This window comes from Brevibacterium permense, assembly GCF_013280495.1.
GTDB lineage: Bacteria > Actinomycetota > Actinomycetes > Actinomycetales > Brevibacteriaceae > Brevibacterium > Brevibacterium permense.
Genome location: NZ_JABSSX010000007.1, coordinates 26,650 through 43,891, shown reverse-complemented (window position 1 = coordinate 43,891; position 17,242 = coordinate 26,650). Strand labels below are relative to the sequence as shown.

The window sequence follows — 17,242 nt, the reverse complement described above, 5'->3', positions numbered from 1 at the left end:
AGGTGAACCGAAATGACCTAACTCATACAATGGTTCAGGTGCCGGGAGCCCGACACGGCTGAAATCCTGATCGATGCAGCACGAGACCTCCATGTTTGGAACCATGGAATCGATCGCCTGGCACGGAACTTATCAGCGATAAGGAAGATACTGCAGTGAGCATAGTCGTCCAGAAGTTCGGTGGGTCCTCGGTAGCCGATGCGGAATCGGTCAAGCGGGTGGCCAAACGAATTGTCGAGTACCGTCAAGCCGGCCACGAAGTAGTTGTCGTGGTGTCGGCCATGGGTGACAGTACCGATGATCTCATCGACTTGGCCCAACAGGTTTCCCCCATGCCCCCCGCCCGCGAACTCGATATGCTGCTGACCGCCGGTGAGCGCATCTCGATGGCGGTGCTGGCCATGGCGATCGCCAACCTCGGCTTCGAAGCCCAGTCCTTCACCGGTTCGCAGGCCGGAGTCATCACCGATGAGCAGTTCGGCAAGGCCCGAATCATCGACGTCACTCCCGGCCGCATCCGGTCCTCCCTCGACGAGGGATACGTCGCCATCGTCGCAGGATTCCAGGGCGTCAGCCAGACTGCGAAGAACATCACCACACTCGGCCGCGGCGGCTCCGACACCACCGCTGTCGCACTGGCCGCGTCGCTCGATGCCGATGTGTGTGAGATCTACACCGATGTCGACGGCGTCTTCACCGCCGATCCGCGGATCGTGCCCACGGCGCGCAAGATCGATGAGATCGGATATGAGGAGATGATGGAGATGGCCGCCTCGGGCGCCAAGGTCCTCATGCTCCGCTGCGTCGAATACGCCCGCCGTTACAACGTGCCGGTGCACGTGCGGTCCTCATTCTCTCGCAACCAAGGAACCTGGGTGACCGATTCACCCATCCCCGAAGCCTTCCGCCAGAGCCGGGGATCCTCGACCCCGGCAGCGGAACCAGAAACGGAGTCCACCATGGAACAGGCAATCATCTCCGGCGTCGCCCACGACCGCTCGGAAGCCAAGGTCACGATCGTCGGTGTTCCCGATGTCCCCGGCAAGGCCGCTGAGATCTTCAAGACTCTGGCCAAGCAGGAAGCCAATATCGACATGATCGTCCAGAACATCTCCACCCGCGAGCCGGGGAAGACGGACATCTCCTTCACCCTGCCCATGGACGACGGAGCCAAGGCGCTTGAAGCGCTCGACGGTGTGAAGGCAGAGATCGGCTTCGACCAGGTCCGCTACGACGACCAGATCGGCAAGCTCTCCGTCGTGGGCGCCGGAATGCGCTCCCACCCGGGCGTGACCGCGACCCTGTTCGAGGCACTCAGCGAAGCCCAGGTCAATATCGACATGATCTCCACCTCGGAGATCCGCATCAGCGTCGTCACCCGAGCAGACTTGCTCGACGACGCGGTCCGCGCCGCTCATGCCGCCTACGGACTCGACAGTGAAGACAACGAAGCAGTGGTGTACGGAGGTACCGGACGATGAGCGTCAATATCGGAGTAGTCGGTGCGACCGGCCAGGTCGGCGGAGTCATGCTCGACCTGCTGGCTGACGATCCCGGATTCGAGATCGGTTCCCTGAGGCTCTTCGCCTCCGCCCGTTCGGCGGGGAAGACGATCGACTTCAAGGGTCGGCCGATCACCGTCGAAGACGCCGCCGAGGCGGATCCGAGCGGACTCGATATCGCCCTGTTCTCCGCCGGCGGAGCGACCTCGAAGGCGCAGGCCGAGCGTTTCGCAGCCGCCGGTGCCATCGTCGTCGACAACTCCTCGGCGTGGCGTTCGGACCCAGAGGTCCCGCTCGTCGTCAGCGAAGTCAACCCCGATGCCCTCGACGAGCCGCCCAAGGGCATCATCGCGAACCCGAACTGCACGACCATGGCCGCGATGCCCGTGCTCAAGGCCCTCCATGACAAGGCCGGGCTCAGCCGCCTCATCGTGGCCACCTACCAGGCCGTGTCCGGTTCGGGCCTGTCCGGGGTCGAAGAACTCGCCGGTCAGCTCGAAGCCGGTCTGCCCGATGCCCGGAAGCTCACCACCGACGGAAACGCGGTGAGCCTGCCGGAGCCGAACAACTACGTCGAACCGATTGCGTTCAACGTCCTGCCGATGGCGGGATCGGTCGTCGACGACGGGCAGAACGAAACCGATGAAGAGAAGAAGCTGCGCAACGAGAGCCGGAAGATCCTCGGCCTGCCCGACCTTCTGGTCGCCGGCACCTGCGTGCGCGTGCCTGTCTTCACGGGACACAGCCTGAGCATCCACGCCGAATTCGACTCCGACATCAGCCCCGAGCAGGCCACCGAGATCCTGTCGCAGGCACCCGGAGTCTCCCTCGACGAGGTCCCTACCCCGCTCAAGGCCGCAGGTCGGAATGACAGCTACGTCGGTCGCATTCGCGCCGACCAGTCGGCACCGGAGGGCAAGGGACTCGTCCTCTTCGTCTCCAACGACAACCTGCGAAAGGGTGCGGCACTGAACACCGTGCAGATCGCCGCCCTGCTGGCGAAGAAGCTCGAGGCGAAGGCCGCCTGAGCAACTCGATTGCTGATCGCCGGCGTTGACCGGTGACGTGCAGCAGTCCGCTGCGGATCGCAACCGCCCGGAAGCACCCGCTTCCGGGCGGTTCGTTGGTTCCCACAGTCGCACTCGACTGCCCGTCAGCGGCAGTCTCGTTCAAGGCAACGCTAGTTTATCCAGAGTTCCCGCACGCCGGTCGAACTCGTTCAAGCGCAACCGCAGATTGCACGCGGTACACGGAGCGAAAAGTGCGCTCCGCCTTGAACGAGCGGACCTCGGGTGACGGTATGGGTGCAAAGCGTCGAAAGTGGCCAGAACATATAAAAGTCTCGCTATATATAAATATTTATATTAGTGGCGGGCCTCTGATCTGAGTATCGTCGACGATGTTGCTTCATCCACGATGCCTTAGAAAGGCTCCTCATGACCTCCTCGCGCATTCTTCTTACTTCCGCTGCCATCGCCTCCTCGGCGGCGCTGGTCCTCAGCGGCTGTGGGGGACAGGCCTCCGAAGCCGACACCGGTGCTCTGCGCGTGGTGACCTCGACGAATGTCTACGCCGACATCGTCTCCAAGGTGGCCGGCGACTTCGCCGAGGTGAGCCCGATCATCGATGATCCGAACCAGGATCCGCATTCCTACGAGGCGACCACGCAGGACCGTCTCAAATTGTCGAAGGCCGACCTTGTGGTTCAGAACGGCGGCGGCTACGACGCATTCATGACCGGAATGCTCGATGCCTCCGGTACTGACGTCGACATCATCGATACCGTTTCGATCTCGGGCCTGCCCGGCTCGGAAGGCCTCGGCAACGAGCCCCACGACCATGAGCACGGTGACGGCCATGACGACGAGGAAGCCCACGGCGGCGGGCACGCTCACGAAGGTGAGGAGGCACATGATCATGAACATGCCGCAGAGGGCCACGATGAAGAGGGCCATGAAGGCCATGATCACGGATCATTCAACGAACACCTGTGGTATTCGGTTCCGACGATGACGAAGCTCGTCGACGAAGCGGCGAGTCACCTCGGCGAGGCCCTGCCCGAACGTCAGGGCGAGTTCGAGGAGAACGCGAAGGAGTACAAGGCGCAGCTGACCGCCCTGCAGGACGATATCGATGCGGTGAAGAAGGAGCACGGCGGCGAGAAGGTCGCTGCGACCGAACCGATTCCGCTGTGGCTGTTCGACGATATGGGGCTCGAGAACGTCACCTCGATGGAGTTCCTCGCCGCCGTCGAAGAGGGCAACGATGTGCCGCCGCTGGTGCTCAAGGCCGCTGAGAAGCAGATCTCCGATGGAGATGCCGTGCTGCTTGGATACAATACTCAAGCGGCAGGTCCGCAGGCAGAGGCCTTGAAGTCCACCGCTGAGGACTCCGACGTCCCGGTCGTCGACCTCGCCGAGACCATGCCTTCGGGAACGCACTACGCCGACTGGATGGGTGGCTACATCACCGAAATCTCAACCGCACTCGAAGGGCACAAGCACTGAACATGGCCAAGGAATCCGACGCTTCCGCACCGGCAATACGACGGGAGCCGGTGATTCGACTGCGCGACGCCGAACTGCGGTTCGGCCCGCGAGTGCTCTGGCACGATCTCGACCTCGACGTCGCGCCCGGGGAGTTCCTCGCCGTGCTCGGCCCCAACGGCACGGGAAAGACCTCCCTGCTCAAGGTGCTGCTGGGACAGAATGCGCTGTCGGCCGGCACCGCTGAGGTCGGCGGTCGGGAAGTGCACAAGGGCAATCCTGCCATCGGCTACATTCCGCAGCAGCGCGGAATCGATCCGCACACTCCGATGCGCGGCCGCGATCTGGTGCGCATGGGCATCGACGGTCACCGGTGGGGGATGGGCCTGCTGTCCCGGGGACGAAAGAAGAAGGTCGAAGACCTCTTGGCCTCCGTCGGCGCCACCGACTATGCCGACGCCCCCGCCGGCACGGTCTCCGGCGGTGAGATGCAGCGACTGCGTGTGGCCCAGGCCCTGGCCAACGATCCCACGGTGCTGCTCTGCGACGAACCGCTGCTGTCCCTCGATCTGCACCACCAGCAGGTGGTGGCCGCACTGCTGCACGAACAGCGGGTCAAACGCGATGCCGCCGTCGTCTTCGTCACCCACGAGATCAACCCGATCCTGCCGTATGTCGACCGAGTGCTCTATATCGTCGGCGGGCATTTCCTCATCGGAACCCCCGCCGAGGTGATGACCACCGAATCGCTGTCCCGCCTCTACGGAGCTCCGGTCGAAGTGGTCCGCGTCGGCGGCCGCCTCGTCGTCGTCGGCGGTGAAGAGGAATGCGTCGACCACCACAACCTGCCCGATGACTCCTTCGACCTCGACGGGACGGTGGTGAACCGATGAGCATTCCTGAGATCTTCGCCAACCTCTTCACCTTCGAGGACTACGGCGAACTCGTCGCGCTGCTGGCCAATTCGCTCATCGCCGCGGCGCTGCTCGGCGTTGTCGGAGGCCTCATCAGCGTCTTCGTCATGGCTCGGGACATCCCTTTCGCCGTCCACGGGGTCTCCGAACTCTCCTTCGCCGGTGCCGCCTTCGCTCTGCTCGTCGGCTTCGACGTCGTCACCGGGTCGATCGTCGGGTCCGTCGTCGCCGCTCTCATCATCGGCATCGGCGGGGCCAAGGATTCGGAGAAGAACGCGATCATCGGCGTCCTCATGCCCTTCGGCCTGGGACTGGCGATCCTCTTCCTCGCCCTCTACGACGGGCGAGCGGCGAGCAAGTTCGGGCTGCTCACCGGCCAGATCGTCGCGATCACACCCGGCCAGATCCTCACCCTCATCATCTGTGCGCTGGCCGTACTCGTGGTGTTGGCGATCGTCTGGCGGCCGCTCATGTTCTCCAGCCTCGACCCCGAGGTGGCACGGGCCAAAGGTGTGCCTGTCAGTGTGCTCACCATCGTCTTCATGCTCACCCTCGGCCTCGCGGTGGCGCTGAGTGTGCAGGTCGTCGGTGTCCTGCTCGTCCTCGCTCTCCTCATCACGCCGGCCGCCGCGGCGACTCAGCTCTCGGCCTCTCCGGTGTGGGTTCCGGTGCTCAGCGTGATCTTCGCCGTGACCGCCTCGGTCGGTGGCATCCTCATCGCGCTCGGTTCGCCGGTGGTCCCGATCAGCCCGTTCGTCACGACGATCTCGTTCCTCATCTACGTCGTCTGTCGCCTCGTCGGCGGTCGCCGGATGAAATCCCTGCACCGTCGCCGCGCCCACCGCGCCGCGAAAGAACACAACACCCCCAGCCCCACCCCCTAATTGCTACCTGACGGCGGCCCAGCAACCTCGCGCCAGGTTGCTGGGCCGCCGTCAGGTAGTCCTGGGAGCGGATAGAGTTGGGGGAATGAAGAAGCGCGCTCTCCTCGCCGGTGCTCTGGCCGCCCCCACGGCCGCCGGAATCTGGGGTGCGGTCATCGAACCCCACCTCTTCGCCATCCGCCGCCACACCCTGCCGATCCTGCCTGCCGGAGCCGAATCCATCCGGATCCTCCACGTCGCCGACCTGCACCTGGCGCCCTGGCAGAAGCACCGTGCCTCCTGGGTCAAAGCGCTCACCCGGCTCGAACCGGACGTCGTCGTCAACACCGGTGACAACCTCTCGGCCGATATCGTGCCCGACGTCCTCGACGTCTTCTCCGGTCTGCTCGACACACCCGGAGTCTTCGTCCTGGGGTCAAATGACTTCTTCTCCCCTCAGGCGAAGAATCCCGCGAAGTATCTGCGATCGCCGTCCCAGGTCAAACACCGAGTGAACCCCGATCTCGACGTCGGGGCCCTCGTCCGCGGATTCGAAGAACCGACATCCCCGTCGAGTTCCGAGGACGGAGGCCAGGGATGGCATTTCCTCGACAACACCGAGGCGACCCTGACGATCAAGGGCACCCGGATCCACTTCTCCGGGCTCGGCGACGCCCATATCGACCGCGACCGGATCCGGTGGAGCGGGGGAGAGCCCGGCGAAGGCGAGATCGAGCATCCGCGGTTCGATCCCGAGGCCGACCTCAAAGTCGGCGTGACACACGCCCCGTATTCGCGGACCTTGGAGGCGTTCGCCTCGGCGAGGGCGGACCTCATCATGGCCGGACACACTCACGGGGGACAGATCCGCGTGCCCTTCTGGGGCGCGCCGGTGACGAACTGCGACCTCGATCGGACACGCGCACGCGGAGTCTTTCCGTACCGAAAGAGCCTCGTCGCCATCTCCGCCGGTCTCGGATTCTCACCGTACTCACCAGTGCGTTTCGCCTGCCGACCCGAAGTCAGCGTCTTGGAACTCGTCGCAAAGGCCTAGCCCGTTCAGCGGTTTCTGAAGATTTGCACAAGGCAAATTCGTTAAACTGGCTACCATGGTGTCTCCTGAGTCAAACGCCCCACCCACGAAAATGGGCGCGTTCATGCAGTTCGTGGCCGTCAGCGCGGTGGCGGGAATCGTCGCTGCCGGTCTGGCCATTCCCGGAGTCGGTGTCGCAACAGCCAGCGCGAACAGCGCTGTCGAGATCTTCGATTCACTTCCCGCGACCTTGGAGATCAAGGATCTGGGAGAGAAGTCGACGATGCTTGCCTCCGACGGTTCCGAGATCGCGGACTTCTACTGGCAGAACCGCCAGGAGGTGCCGTTGGATGAGATCTCGCAGGACATGCAGAACGCGACGATCGCCGTCGAGGATTACCGGTACTTCGAGCACGGCGGCGTCGACATCGCGGGCATCGCTCGTGCAGCGGTGCACAACATGGTGTCTTCGACGACTCAGGGCGGATCGACGCTGACCCAGCAGTACGTGAAGAACGTACTGGCAGAGAACGCGAACGCCGAGGAGGACGCTGAAGGTGTGGCAGCGGCGAAGGAGTCCGACGGCACTGCCGGCTATGCGCGCAAGCTGCGTGAGGCTAAACTCGCTGTCGCGGTTGAGAAGAAGTACTCCAAGAAGGAAATCCTCAACCGCTACATGAACATCAACAACTACTCGGGATCCCCGAACGTCTACGGCGTCGAAGCTGCCGCCTACCGGTACTGGGGCATCCACGCGAAGGATCTCAACATCCAGCAGTCGGCGATGCTCGCCGGCATCGTGCAGAACCCGTCGGCGTTCAACCCGCAGCGGTTCCCCGACCAGGTGCTCAAGCGTCGCAACACCGTGCTCGGGCAGATGCTCAAATACGACCACATCACGCAGAAGGAATACGACAAGGCGGTCAAGACCGACCTCGACCTCGACCTGCATGAGACCCCGAACGGCTGTTCGGCAGCCAAGAGCAAGGCAGAATTCTTCTGCAACTATGTCCAGAACGTCATCATGAATGATGACACCTTCGGCGACACGGCTGACGAACGACTGGCCTTCCTCCAACGAGGCGGTCTGAAGATCAAGACGAGCCTCAATCCCGATATCCAGAAGATCGCGGACAAGGAGATCAAGAAGCGCGTCCCCGTCGGCGACCCCTCCGGCGCCGGTCACGCCCTGGTGACGATCGAACCTGGAACCGGTGAAGTCATCGCCATGGCCGAGAACCGCGAATACACCGCGGGAGAGGTCAAGAAGAAGGACAAGAACAAGAAGACCTCGATCAACTACACCGTCGACAAGAAGCACAACGGAGGCGGTGGCTTCCAGGTCGGTTCGACGTGGAAGCCTTTCGTCCTGACGGCATGGCTGAAGGAAGGCAAGAGCCTCAACACCACCGTCAATGCGACGAAGCGCAACTTCCCTGCCAGCTCCTGGAAGTACGAGGGCTGTCCGAATATGGGCGGAGACTGGGACCCGAACAACGCCGGCGACGGTGAAGGCAAGGGTTCGATGACCGCGCTGGAGGCGACGAAGAAGTCCGTCAACACGGGCTACGCGGCGATGGGCAACCAGCTGAACATGTGTGATGTCTTGGACACCGCGATGGACCTCGGCATCCGCTATGGCAGCGGAGAGGCGCTCGACTACAAGGACAAGTCCGGCTTCATCCAAGCCCTGTCACCGTCGTCGATCCTCGGTACGACGGAGACCACCCCGATCGCCATGGCCGCGGCGTTCGCCACCTTCGCGAACGAAGGCGAATTCTGCGGACCGAAGCCGATCATCGAGATCAAGGACCGCAACGGCGAGAAACTCGACCTGCCTGGCGAAGGCTGCAAGCGAGTGCTCGACAAGGAAGTGGCCAAGGGCGTCGCCTACGCGCTGACTCAGACGTTCAACGGCGGTACGACGAGCTCGCTGAAGATCGGAGTTCCGGCAGGCGCCAAGACCGGCACGACGAACTTCGAGGTCGGCCACACCTGGCTGCTCGGGTTCACCAAAACCCTGTCCACAGCAGTGTGGACTGGTGATCCGGGGGGTACTCGCGACTGGCGCACCAACGGCGCCGGCGCCGTCAGAGGCCACATCTACGGTGCGACCATCTCCGGTAAGACCTGGCAGGCATACATGAGCCAGGCGGTGAAGGAGACCAAGGGCAACACCGGGTTCCCGAAGCCCAGCAGCAAGTACTTCTCCGGCGGCGGCTCCGGCGGTGGCGGCGGTTCGTCCACCGGCGGAGGCGGTGGTGGCACCGGTGGCGGCAACTCCGGAAACAACGGAGGCGGTGGCACCGGTGGCGGCGGCGGCACCGGCGGCGGTGGAGGCGGCAACTCCGGAAACAACGGAGGCGGCGGCAACGGCGACGGTGGTGACGGCGGCGGCGAGGCTCCTGGCCTCGGCGGCAACTGAGCCGATGAGATGCCGGTCGTGACAGGCCGATAGAACCCAGCGGAGAACGTCCCGGTGCAGGCGGGGAGGACCAGATCCTCCCCGCCTTCGCTGTCTCACTTTCACGGGTGTCGTCACAGCGAATCAGCCGTGACCGCCGCCCACGGAACACAGGTGCCCAGCGTGCCCAGTCTGGGCTAGTGTGGGGAACGGACCAGCGTCGTCGACCGCACCAGGAAAGCCTGGTCATACCGGATCACCCGGACCGCCTCGGCGACGCACCGACAACTGAGGAGAACCATGACCAAGTGGGAATACGTCACCGTGCCGCTCATCGTCCACGCGACGAAGCAGATCCTCGACCAGTGGGGCGAGGACGGATACGAACTCGTGCAGGTCGTCCCCGGCCCCGACAACAACGGACTCGTGGCCTACCTCAAACGCCCCAAAGAGTGATCTGAACCGGCCGGACCGCAGACACCTCACCCCCACCGAAAGAAGAACAATGTCGAAGACCCTTGAGCGCCTGAACGAACTCGGCCTCGAACTGCCGGAGATCGCCACACCAGCCGGCGCCTACGTCCCCGCCCTGCGTACCGGCGATTACGTCTACACCTCGGGCCAGCTGCCCGTCGTCGACGGCAAGCTGCCTGCGACCGGTCACCTGGGCACGGACGTCGACCTCGACACCGGCTACCAGCTGGCACGCACCGCCGGGCTCAACGCTCTGGCCGCCATCGCCGGAGTCATCGGCGATCTCGACAAGATCGTGCGCGTCGTCAAGGTCACCGGTTTCGTCAACTCCGCCGACGACTTCACCCAGCAGCCGGCCGTCATCAACGGCGTGTCCGAGCTCTTCGGTGAGATCTTCGGCGACCGTGGGCAGCACGCCCGCAGCGCGGTCGGTGTGAACACTCTGCCGCTGGGCACGCCCGTCGAGGTCGAGGTCATCGTCGAGGTCTCAGGCGATGCCGCTTAGCGGACGCACACTTCCCGTCTCGTCGGAGCTGCGGTGGCTGCTTGACCACTGGCAGTCCGACGGACGGTGGCCCGTGCCGGAGGCCCCGCGACCCACCTCGGCGATCGTGCTGATCCGGGACTCCGCGGACGGGCTGGAACTCTACATCACCCGGCAACTCGACGCCCGCGGCGTCGAAGACCGTAACCGGTGGGCATTTCCCACCAGCAGCCTGCGCCCGGGAGATGTGCGGAAGCTGCCTCTGGCCGGATGGAATTCGTCCCGGTGCGCGCGTGCGCTGAGCATCGAGAACAAATCCCGCGCCCTCCACCATTTCTCCGCGGCCGCCCGCATCACTTTCGCCGCCACCGGAATCCTGCTCGCCGAGGATGTCGACCGGGAGATCGTGGCCACACCGCAGACGGACTGGCACACCACCCGATCGAGGCTGTTCTCGAACGAAGTGTCATGGTCGCAGGTCTTACGCGACCGTGACCTGCGGCTGCGTCCCGATCTGTGCAAACCGTGGCTGCGCTGGATCAACACTCCCACCCAGCTGCACCGGTTCGACACCACCTACTTCATCGCCACCGTCCCCTTCGGCCAGGAAGTCGACTTCCTGTCACCGAACGAGACCTCCGCCGGATGGAAACGCCCCGGACAGATCCTCGCCGAGGTGGGTGGAGACCCCAACCGCATCAGCGCGGCCGCCCGCATCATCGTCGAGAGCCTCGCCGAGGTCCCGACCGTGGGTGCGGCCATGGCGCAGATCCGCAACCTTCACCCGCTGCGTCCGGAGATCGTCGATGACGACGGCGACTGGAAGGTCGTCATCCACACGGGCAAGGATCCCCACAGCAAGGGCAGCCTGCGCGACCGGGCCGTGGCCGTCGGCGAGACCGACACCGACCAGAACCCCGGCTTCCTGACATTCAGCGGTGACGATGACGAAACGACAGACGAGGAGAACGACGACTCATGAGAATCCGTGCGAACAACCCCGGCCCGATGACCCTGACGGGTACGAACACCTACGTGCTCACCAGCCAGGATGACACGTCCGCGGTTGTCATCGATCCGGGCCCGGAGATGGCCGATCATCGTGAAGCCTTCCTCTCGGAGGTGGCCGACCGTGATCTGGCGGCGATCGTTCTCACCCACCAGCACGCCGACCATTCCGAGATGCTCGGAAGCATCGACCAGTGGGCCCCCGAGGTTCCCGTCTACGCTGAGCTCGAGCGTTTCGCGCGGCACACGGATCCCGTGGTCGACGGCGACGAGATCGCCTTCGGCAGCACCCCGGCGGATGTTCTGCGCGTCGTCGCCACCCCTGGCCACACGAGCGACAGCATCAGCCTCATCCACTCCGGAGCTCTCTACAGCGGCGATACGATACTGGGGGAGGGGACGACGATCGTCACCCACCCTGAAGGTTCGCTGCGTGATTACCTGAACTCCCTCGATCGGTTGAGAGAACTGCTCGACGCCGGTGAGTTCGCGATCATCGAGCCGGCCCACGGCGAGCGCATCGACGCCCCCGCCGAGGTGATCGACTACTACCGTTCCCACCGACTCGAACGCATCGAGCAGGTCGAAGCGGCACTCGAGCAGGGTGCGAGCACCGCCTCGGAGGTCTGTGACATCGTCTACCACGACGTCGATGACAGCGTGCGGCCGGCGGCCGAGCAGATCGTCAAGGCCCAGCTGGCCTACCTCGACGCTCTGCCCGCCGCCGACGCCTGAGTCCCGCCGCTGACGTCGCAGCTGCAAGCGCCTTGAGTGCCCGGCCGCGGTGCCTGGCGCGCGACGTCTCCGGTCTAGCTGGATGACACACCACTCACGACTCGGGTTCGGATCCAGTCATCGAGTTCAAACTCGATGACTGGATCCGAACCCGAGTACGAAGGCTCCCACACCTGACGCGACAGCCCCTGAGACGGCGAGCACTAACCAGGTCGCACACCTGCCCGGCCAGGACGAACGCCCCAGCCGAATCGGCTGGGGCGTTTGTGCGCTGTGGCGGTTTGGAAGCCGCGAGGAGGATCAGCGGGCGCGGTTGCGCATACGGTCCATGTCGAGGATGACGACGGCGCGGGCCTCGAGACGGATGAAGCCGCGGGCGGCGAAGTCGGCCAGCGCCTTGTTCACGGTCTCGCGAGAGGCACCGACGAGCTGAGCCAGCTCTTCCTGTGTGAGGTCGTGAGCGACGAGCACACCGTCGGGAGCGGGCTTCGAGAAGCGAGCGGCGAGGTCGAGCAGAGCCTTGGCGACACGGCCGGGCACATCGGAGAAGACGAGGTCGCCGACGGTCTCGTTGGTGCGGCGCAGACGCTGAGCGAGTGCCTTTAGCAGGTTCATCGCAGCCTGCGGGCGATCGTTGAGCCAGGTGGTGAGGTCCTCGTGCTTGAGGCTGAGCAACTCCGACTGGGAGACGGCAGTGACAGAGGTCGAACGCGGGCCCGGATCGAAGAGGCTGAGCTCACCGATGATCTCGCCGGGGCCGACCACGGACAGCAGGTTCTCACGGCCGTCGGAGGACTCACGGCCGATCTTGAGTTTGCCCGAGGAGACGATGTAGAGCTCGTCACCGGCATCGCCCTCATGGAAGAGCACGGTTCCCCGACGGAGACTCCGCGGGTTCATGAACTTCATCAATGCACTGGTGGCTTCATCGTCCAGACCTGCGAAGAGCGTCGCGCCCCGCACCACTTCAATATCCACTGGTTCCTCCTTGTCGTGATAATCACACACAAATCTACCTGGTCATCTGCATCGATACCAGCAAAGACGCGGGAGTGTGGCCCATCAGTACGAAAACCTCTCCCGCACCGCCCAACACGGCTCCTGTCCACACCATTCCCGCAGCCGGCCAGAACAAGGTGCGCAGATCCGGACGCGAACATGTTCCGCGGGTGTGACCGGCATGACTGCGGAATGACAGGGCACGGATTAGGATGGTGAGTCGTGTTGACTGTGGCAGAGAAGAGCGCGCGGAAGTTCGCGAAGGAGACCCCGCTGGGCCGGATTCGCCGGGCGCGGAAGATCCATCGCATCCTCGCCGAGGTGTATCCGAACGCGAGATGCGAGCTCGACTTCGAGACTCCGTTCCAGCTGCTCATCGCCACCGTTCTCTCCGCCCAGACCACCGATATCCGTGTCAACTCGGTCACCCCGAGCCTCTTCGCCGCTTTCCCCGATGCTCACGCCCTGGCCGTGGCCAATCTCATCGAGGTCGAGGAGCACATCCGCTCCACCGGGTTCTACCGGGCCAAGGCCCGCAACATCGTCAAGCTCGCGAATGAACTCGTCGATGAATACGACGGCGTGGTGCCGAATAGGCTGGACAAGCTCGTCAGGCTCGCCGGAGTCGGACGCAAGACCGCGAACGTCGTCCTTGGAAACGCTTTCGACACCCCCGGGCTGACCGTCGATACACATATGGGCCGGCTGGCCCGCCGTTTCGGCTGGACCGAGGAGACCGATCCGGTCAAGGCCGAGCACGAGATCGCGGCCCTGTTCCCGAAGAAGGACCTCACCATGCTTTCGCATCGGGTGATCTTCCATGGCCGCCGCATCTGCCATTCCCGCAAGCCCGCCTGTGGAGCCTGCCCCCTGACGGCGCTGTGCCCATCGTTCGGGATCGGGGAACTCGACCCGGACAAGGCCCGTGCCATGCTTCGGTTCGAAATGGCGCCTTTGGCCGCTCCCGCCGAGGAGGCTGTTGCCGAGGACGGACAGTGAGCGCCCGAATCCCCGACCTTCCACCCGAATCGGCGACGATCGCCGATGGGGCCCTGCGCGGGCAGCTCGAAGACCTCGCTGCCTCGCACGGGTCCCCGCTGTGGCTGCGTCGACAGAAGGACGCCGCCGAGCAGTCCGCCCGTGACGCCGCCGTGCTCCTGCTCTTCGGGCGTGGGGGAGAGCCTCGCACCGAAGCGGGAGGGGCAGAAGCATCGCGCTTGGCCGAACTCGGCGTCGCCGATGTCGACATCGTTCTGCTCCAGCGGGCCGCGACCCTGCGCCATCATCCCGGACAAGTTGCCTTCCCCGGAGGCGGTCGTGACCCCGAAGACGATTCCATGGCGGCCGCCGCGCTGCGTGAGGCGGAGGAAGAAGCCGGAATCCCACCGGACACCGTCGAAGTTCTCGGAGAGATGGACCCGCTCTATATCCCGGTCTCGAAGTTCGAGGTCACTCCGGTCATCGGCTATTGGCGTCAGCCGGGCCAAGTCCAGGTGATGGATCAGCGGGAGTCCTATTCCGTCTATCGGGTGGCCATCGCCGACCTCGTCGCCCCCGCCAACCGCGGAACCTTCGCCCGTCCCGATCTGAAGATCTCGACCCCGGCCTTCGACGTCGGAGTCCTCAAGGTGTGGGGCTTCACCGCCGGCATCCTCGACTTCGCCCTCGACCACCTCGGCTGGGCCGGCGACTGGGACAAGAAGGCTCCCATCGCCATCGACTTCTGAAGCAGATGCGAAGGCGGCGCCGGACTTCATGTCCGGCGCCGCCTTTGTTCCTGCCGCGGTTCTCAGATTGGGAGAGGTGTCAGTACCTGGGTCCCGAGGGGTTCTTCACTGCGCGCTTGACCGATGCCACCAGCGACTTGGCCGAACCGATCGCGGTGCCCGGAACCGGATTGCCCTTCTTCAACAGGGGGAGGGCCACAAGGACGAGGATGATCGCAATGACGGCGAGGATGCCGAAGACGATGAGGAAGCTGCCCCACCACGGCCAGCCCAGACCCTCATGGAATGCTGCCGCACCGGCGAAGATCACCATGAACGAGGACAGGAAGAGCAGGAAGAGAGCGACGATGGCCAGTCCGCCCCCGATGCCCAGGTTCTTCGCACCGGCAGTGGCCTCGGCCTTGGCGAGGGCAATCTCTTCTTCGGCGATCGCTTTGGAATCGTCGCTGATGCCTTTGATCAGTTCGCTGATGGACCGTTCGGCCATGAGAGCTCCTAAATCGAGAACGAGGACAATCTAACTTAAGAGTAGTCTGAACGGGCTCTGCGGCCAAAGGCGAATCGGCGGGGAACCGGGAAAACCCGTCGGATCCGGACGACGGCCGTTGTGCGGCCGGGTCATCTGTCACCGACGGGTCATCCGATTTCGGCCTCAGAGCGAGGGGCTCAGGATCCTGTGATGGACTTTTCGATCTGATCCATCACCGAGGCATCAGCGAGGGTCGACGTATTGCCGACCTCGCGGTTCTCGGCAACGTCCTTGAGCAGGCGACGCATGATCTTGCCCGAGCGGGTCTTGGGCAGGTCCGTGACGATGTGGACCTTCTTCGGCTTCGCGATGGGGCCGATGTCCTTGCCCACATGCTGACGCAGCTCCTCAGAGGTCTCGGGCGAATCCTCGACGCCGTTGGAGACGATGACGAATGCGACGACGGCCTGACCGGAGGTGTCGTCGGCGGCGCCGACCACAGCCGCCTCGGCGACCTTGGAGTGGGCGACGAGCGAGGATTCGATCTCCGCAGTGGACAGGCGGTGACCGGACACATTCATCACGTCGTCCACGCGGCCGAGGAACCAGATGTCCCCGTCCTCGTCGCGGCGGGCTCCGTCACCGGCGAAGTACGTGTCCTCGAACCGGGACCAGTAGGTCTCCTTGAAGCGCTCCGGGTCTTTCCAGATCCCGCGCAGCATCGACGGCCACGGACGGCGGATGACGAGCAGGCCGCCTTCGGGACCTGCAGGGTTCTCTCCCGAATCATCGACGACGTCGACGGAGATGCCGGGGATCGGACGCTGGGAGGAGCCGGGCTTGGTTGAGAGCACGCCGGGCAGGGGCGCGATCATGTGGGCCCCGGTCTCGGTCTGCCACCAGGTGTCGACGATCGGGCAGCGCTCACCGCCGATGACACGGTGGTACCAGCGCCAGGCCTCGGGGTTGATCGGTTCGCCGACGCTGCCGAGCAGGCGCAGACTGGACAGATCGTACTTCGCCGGGATCTCTTCGCCCCATTTCATGCAGGTGCGGATCGCCGTCGGAGCGGCGTAGAGGATCGTGGCTCTGTACTTCTCGATGATCTCCCACCAGCGGCCCTGATGCGGGGTGTCGGGGGTGCCTTCGTAGATGATCTGAGTGGTGCCGGCGGCCAGTGGGCCGTAGGTGACGTAGGAGTGACCGGTGATCCAGCCGACGTCGGCGGTGCACCAGAAGACATCGGATTCGGGTTTGATGTCGAAGACGGCCTTCATCGAGTAGAGCACCTGAGTGAGGTAGCCGCCGGTGGTGTGGAGGATGCCCTTGGGCTTTCCTGTCGTACCGGAGGTGTAGAGGATGAACAGCGGGTGCTCCGAGTCGAAGAATTCGCACTCGTGTGTGTCGCTTGCCTGGCCGACGGAGTCCTCCCACCACTGGTCCCGGCCTTCGACCCAGTCGACGTCCTGACTGGTGCGCTTGACGACGAGGACGTGCTCGACGGGAGTGTCGCCCTGGGCGATCGCTTCGTCGACGGCCGGCTTGAGACTCGTGGGTTTGGCGCGGCGGTAGCTGCCGTCGGCGGTGATGACGACGCGAGCTTCGGCGTCGATGATGCGCGAGTGCAGAGCATCGGCGGAGAATCCGCCGAAGACGACGGAATGCGCCGCACCGAGGCGGGCACAGGCGAGCATCGAGATCACTGCTTCGGGGATCATCGGTAGATAGATGGCCACCCGGTCGCCGGTCTTCACTCCGAGGTCGGTCAGCGTGTTCGCCGCCTTCGACACCTCGGCGAGGAGTTCGGCATAGGTGAAGGTGCGGGAGTCGCCCGGTTCGCCTTCGAAGTTGATGGCTACCCGGTCGCCGTTGCCTGCGAGGACGTGACGGTCGAGGCAGTTGTAGGCGACGTTGAGCTTTCCGCCGACGAACCATTTCGCGAACGGCGGGTTCGTCCAATCGAGAATCTCGTCGAAGTCTTTGTGCCAGTCGACGAGCTCACGGGACTGTTCGGCCCAGAAGCCCAAGTAGTCCGCCTCGGCGCGTTCGTATTCATCGGCCTTGACGTTGGCTGCGGCCGCGAACTGCTCAGGTGGAGCAAACGTCTCGGTCTGGTCAGCAGCGGTTTCGGTCATGTTTTCCCT

16 protein-coding genes are annotated in these 17,242 nt (G+C 64.3%); 13 read left to right on the top strand and 3 right to left on the bottom strand.

From position 1 onward, the window contains the following. The first annotated feature begins 155 nt into the window (after window positions 1–155). The 11 genes from HK353_RS11095 to HK353_RS11045 all read left to right on the top strand — a co-directional run bounded on the left by HK353_RS11095 (window position 156) and on the right by HK353_RS11045 (window position 11,903). On the top strand, window positions 156–1,481 hold the full coding sequence (locus HK353_RS11095; protein WP_173156127.1) for an aspartate kinase: 1,326 nt from the start codon (window positions 156–158) through the stop codon (window positions 1,479–1,481). Then, window positions 1,478–2,530 carry an aspartate-semialdehyde dehydrogenase gene (locus tag HK353_RS11090; protein WP_173156125.1) on the top strand — a complete coding sequence of 351 codons (1,053 nt, stop codon included), beginning with the start codon at window positions 1,478–1,480 and terminating at the stop codon, window positions 2,528–2,530. Before HK353_RS11095 ends, HK353_RS11090 begins: the two co-directional genes overlap by 4 nt. 408 nt (window positions 2,531–2,938) lie before the next feature. Further along, window positions 2,939–4,009: a metal ABC transporter solute-binding protein, Zn/Mn family gene (locus HK353_RS11085; protein WP_173156123.1), complete on the top strand. Its 1,071-nt coding sequence runs from the start codon at window positions 2,939–2,941 to the stop codon at window positions 4,007–4,009. 2 nt (window positions 4,010–4,011) lie between these two features. Further along, window positions 4,012–4,881, top strand: a complete 870-nt coding sequence (locus HK353_RS11080; RefSeq protein WP_173156121.1) for a metal ABC transporter ATP-binding protein — start codon at window positions 4,012–4,014, stop codon at window positions 4,879–4,881. Next, a complete protein-coding gene (locus HK353_RS11075) occupies window positions 4,878–5,786 on the top strand; it encodes a metal ABC transporter permease (protein WP_101547215.1) in 909 nt (302 codons plus the stop codon). Before HK353_RS11080 ends, HK353_RS11075 begins: the two co-directional genes overlap by 4 nt. An 85-nt stretch (window positions 5,787–5,871) precedes the next feature. Next, window positions 5,872–6,819 carry a metallophosphoesterase gene (locus HK353_RS11070; protein ID WP_173156119.1) on the top strand — a complete coding sequence of 316 codons (948 nt, stop codon included), beginning with the start codon at window positions 5,872–5,874 and terminating at the stop codon, window positions 6,817–6,819. A 55-nt stretch (window positions 6,820–6,874) separates the two neighbouring features. Continuing rightward, window positions 6,875–9,223, top strand: coding sequence for a transglycosylase domain-containing protein (locus tag HK353_RS11065; RefSeq protein ID WP_173156117.1), 2,349 nt, complete (start codon window positions 6,875–6,877; stop codon window positions 9,221–9,223). A gap of 279 nt (window positions 9,224–9,502) precedes the next feature. Beyond that, window positions 9,503–9,658: a Sp36 family protein gene (gene sp36 / locus HK353_RS11060; protein WP_009883339.1), complete on the top strand. Its 156-nt coding sequence runs from the start codon at window positions 9,503–9,505 to the stop codon at window positions 9,656–9,658. A gap of 49 nt (window positions 9,659–9,707) precedes the next feature. Further along, window positions 9,708–10,181, top strand: a complete 474-nt coding sequence (locus tag HK353_RS11055; RefSeq protein WP_173156115.1) for a RidA family protein — start codon at window positions 9,708–9,710, stop codon at window positions 10,179–10,181. Then, window positions 10,171–11,142 carry an NUDIX hydrolase gene (locus tag HK353_RS11050; protein ID WP_173156113.1) on the top strand — a complete coding sequence of 324 codons (972 nt, stop codon included), beginning with the start codon at window positions 10,171–10,173 and terminating at the stop codon, window positions 11,140–11,142. Before HK353_RS11055 ends, HK353_RS11050 begins: the two co-directional genes overlap by 11 nt. Further along, complete coding sequence (locus HK353_RS11045) at window positions 11,139–11,903, top strand: MBL fold metallo-hydrolase (protein ID WP_173156111.1); 765 nt, start codon at window positions 11,139–11,141, stop codon at window positions 11,901–11,903. The genes HK353_RS11050 and HK353_RS11045 overlap by 4 nt, the downstream gene beginning before the upstream one ends. Before the next feature lie 300 nt (window positions 11,904–12,203). On the opposite strand, the gene HK353_RS11040 is transcribed toward HK353_RS11045, so the two are convergent. Then, on the bottom strand, window positions 12,204–12,881 hold the full coding sequence (locus HK353_RS11040) for a cyclic nucleotide-binding domain-containing protein (RefSeq protein WP_173156109.1): 678 nt from the start codon (window positions 12,879–12,881) through the stop codon (window positions 12,204–12,206). Window positions 12,882–13,124: 243 nt separating this feature from the next. Here HK353_RS11040 and nth point away from each other — a divergent pair, with 243 nt between their 5' ends. Continuing rightward, complete coding sequence (gene nth / locus HK353_RS11035) at window positions 13,125–13,901, top strand: endonuclease III (RefSeq protein WP_173156107.1); 777 nt, start codon at window positions 13,125–13,127, stop codon at window positions 13,899–13,901. Further along, a complete protein-coding gene (locus HK353_RS11030; protein ID WP_173156105.1) occupies window positions 13,898–14,629 on the top strand; it encodes an NUDIX domain-containing protein in 732 nt (243 codons plus the stop codon). Before nth ends, HK353_RS11030 begins: the two co-directional genes overlap by 4 nt. Window positions 14,630–14,708: 79 nt before the next feature. On the opposite strand, the gene HK353_RS11025 is transcribed toward HK353_RS11030, so the two are convergent. After that, the gene (locus HK353_RS11025; RefSeq protein WP_173156103.1) at window positions 14,709–15,116 is read right to left on the bottom strand and encodes a phage holin family protein; all 408 of its coding nucleotides are present in this window, start codon (window positions 15,114–15,116) and stop codon (window positions 14,709–14,711) included. A 179-nt stretch (window positions 15,117–15,295) separates the two neighbouring features. Beyond that, the gene (acs, locus tag HK353_RS11020) at window positions 15,296–17,233 is read right to left on the bottom strand and encodes an acetate--CoA ligase (protein WP_173156101.1); all 1,938 of its coding nucleotides are present in this window, start codon (window positions 17,231–17,233) and stop codon (window positions 15,296–15,298) included. Window positions 17,234–17,242 lie beyond the last annotated feature (9 nt).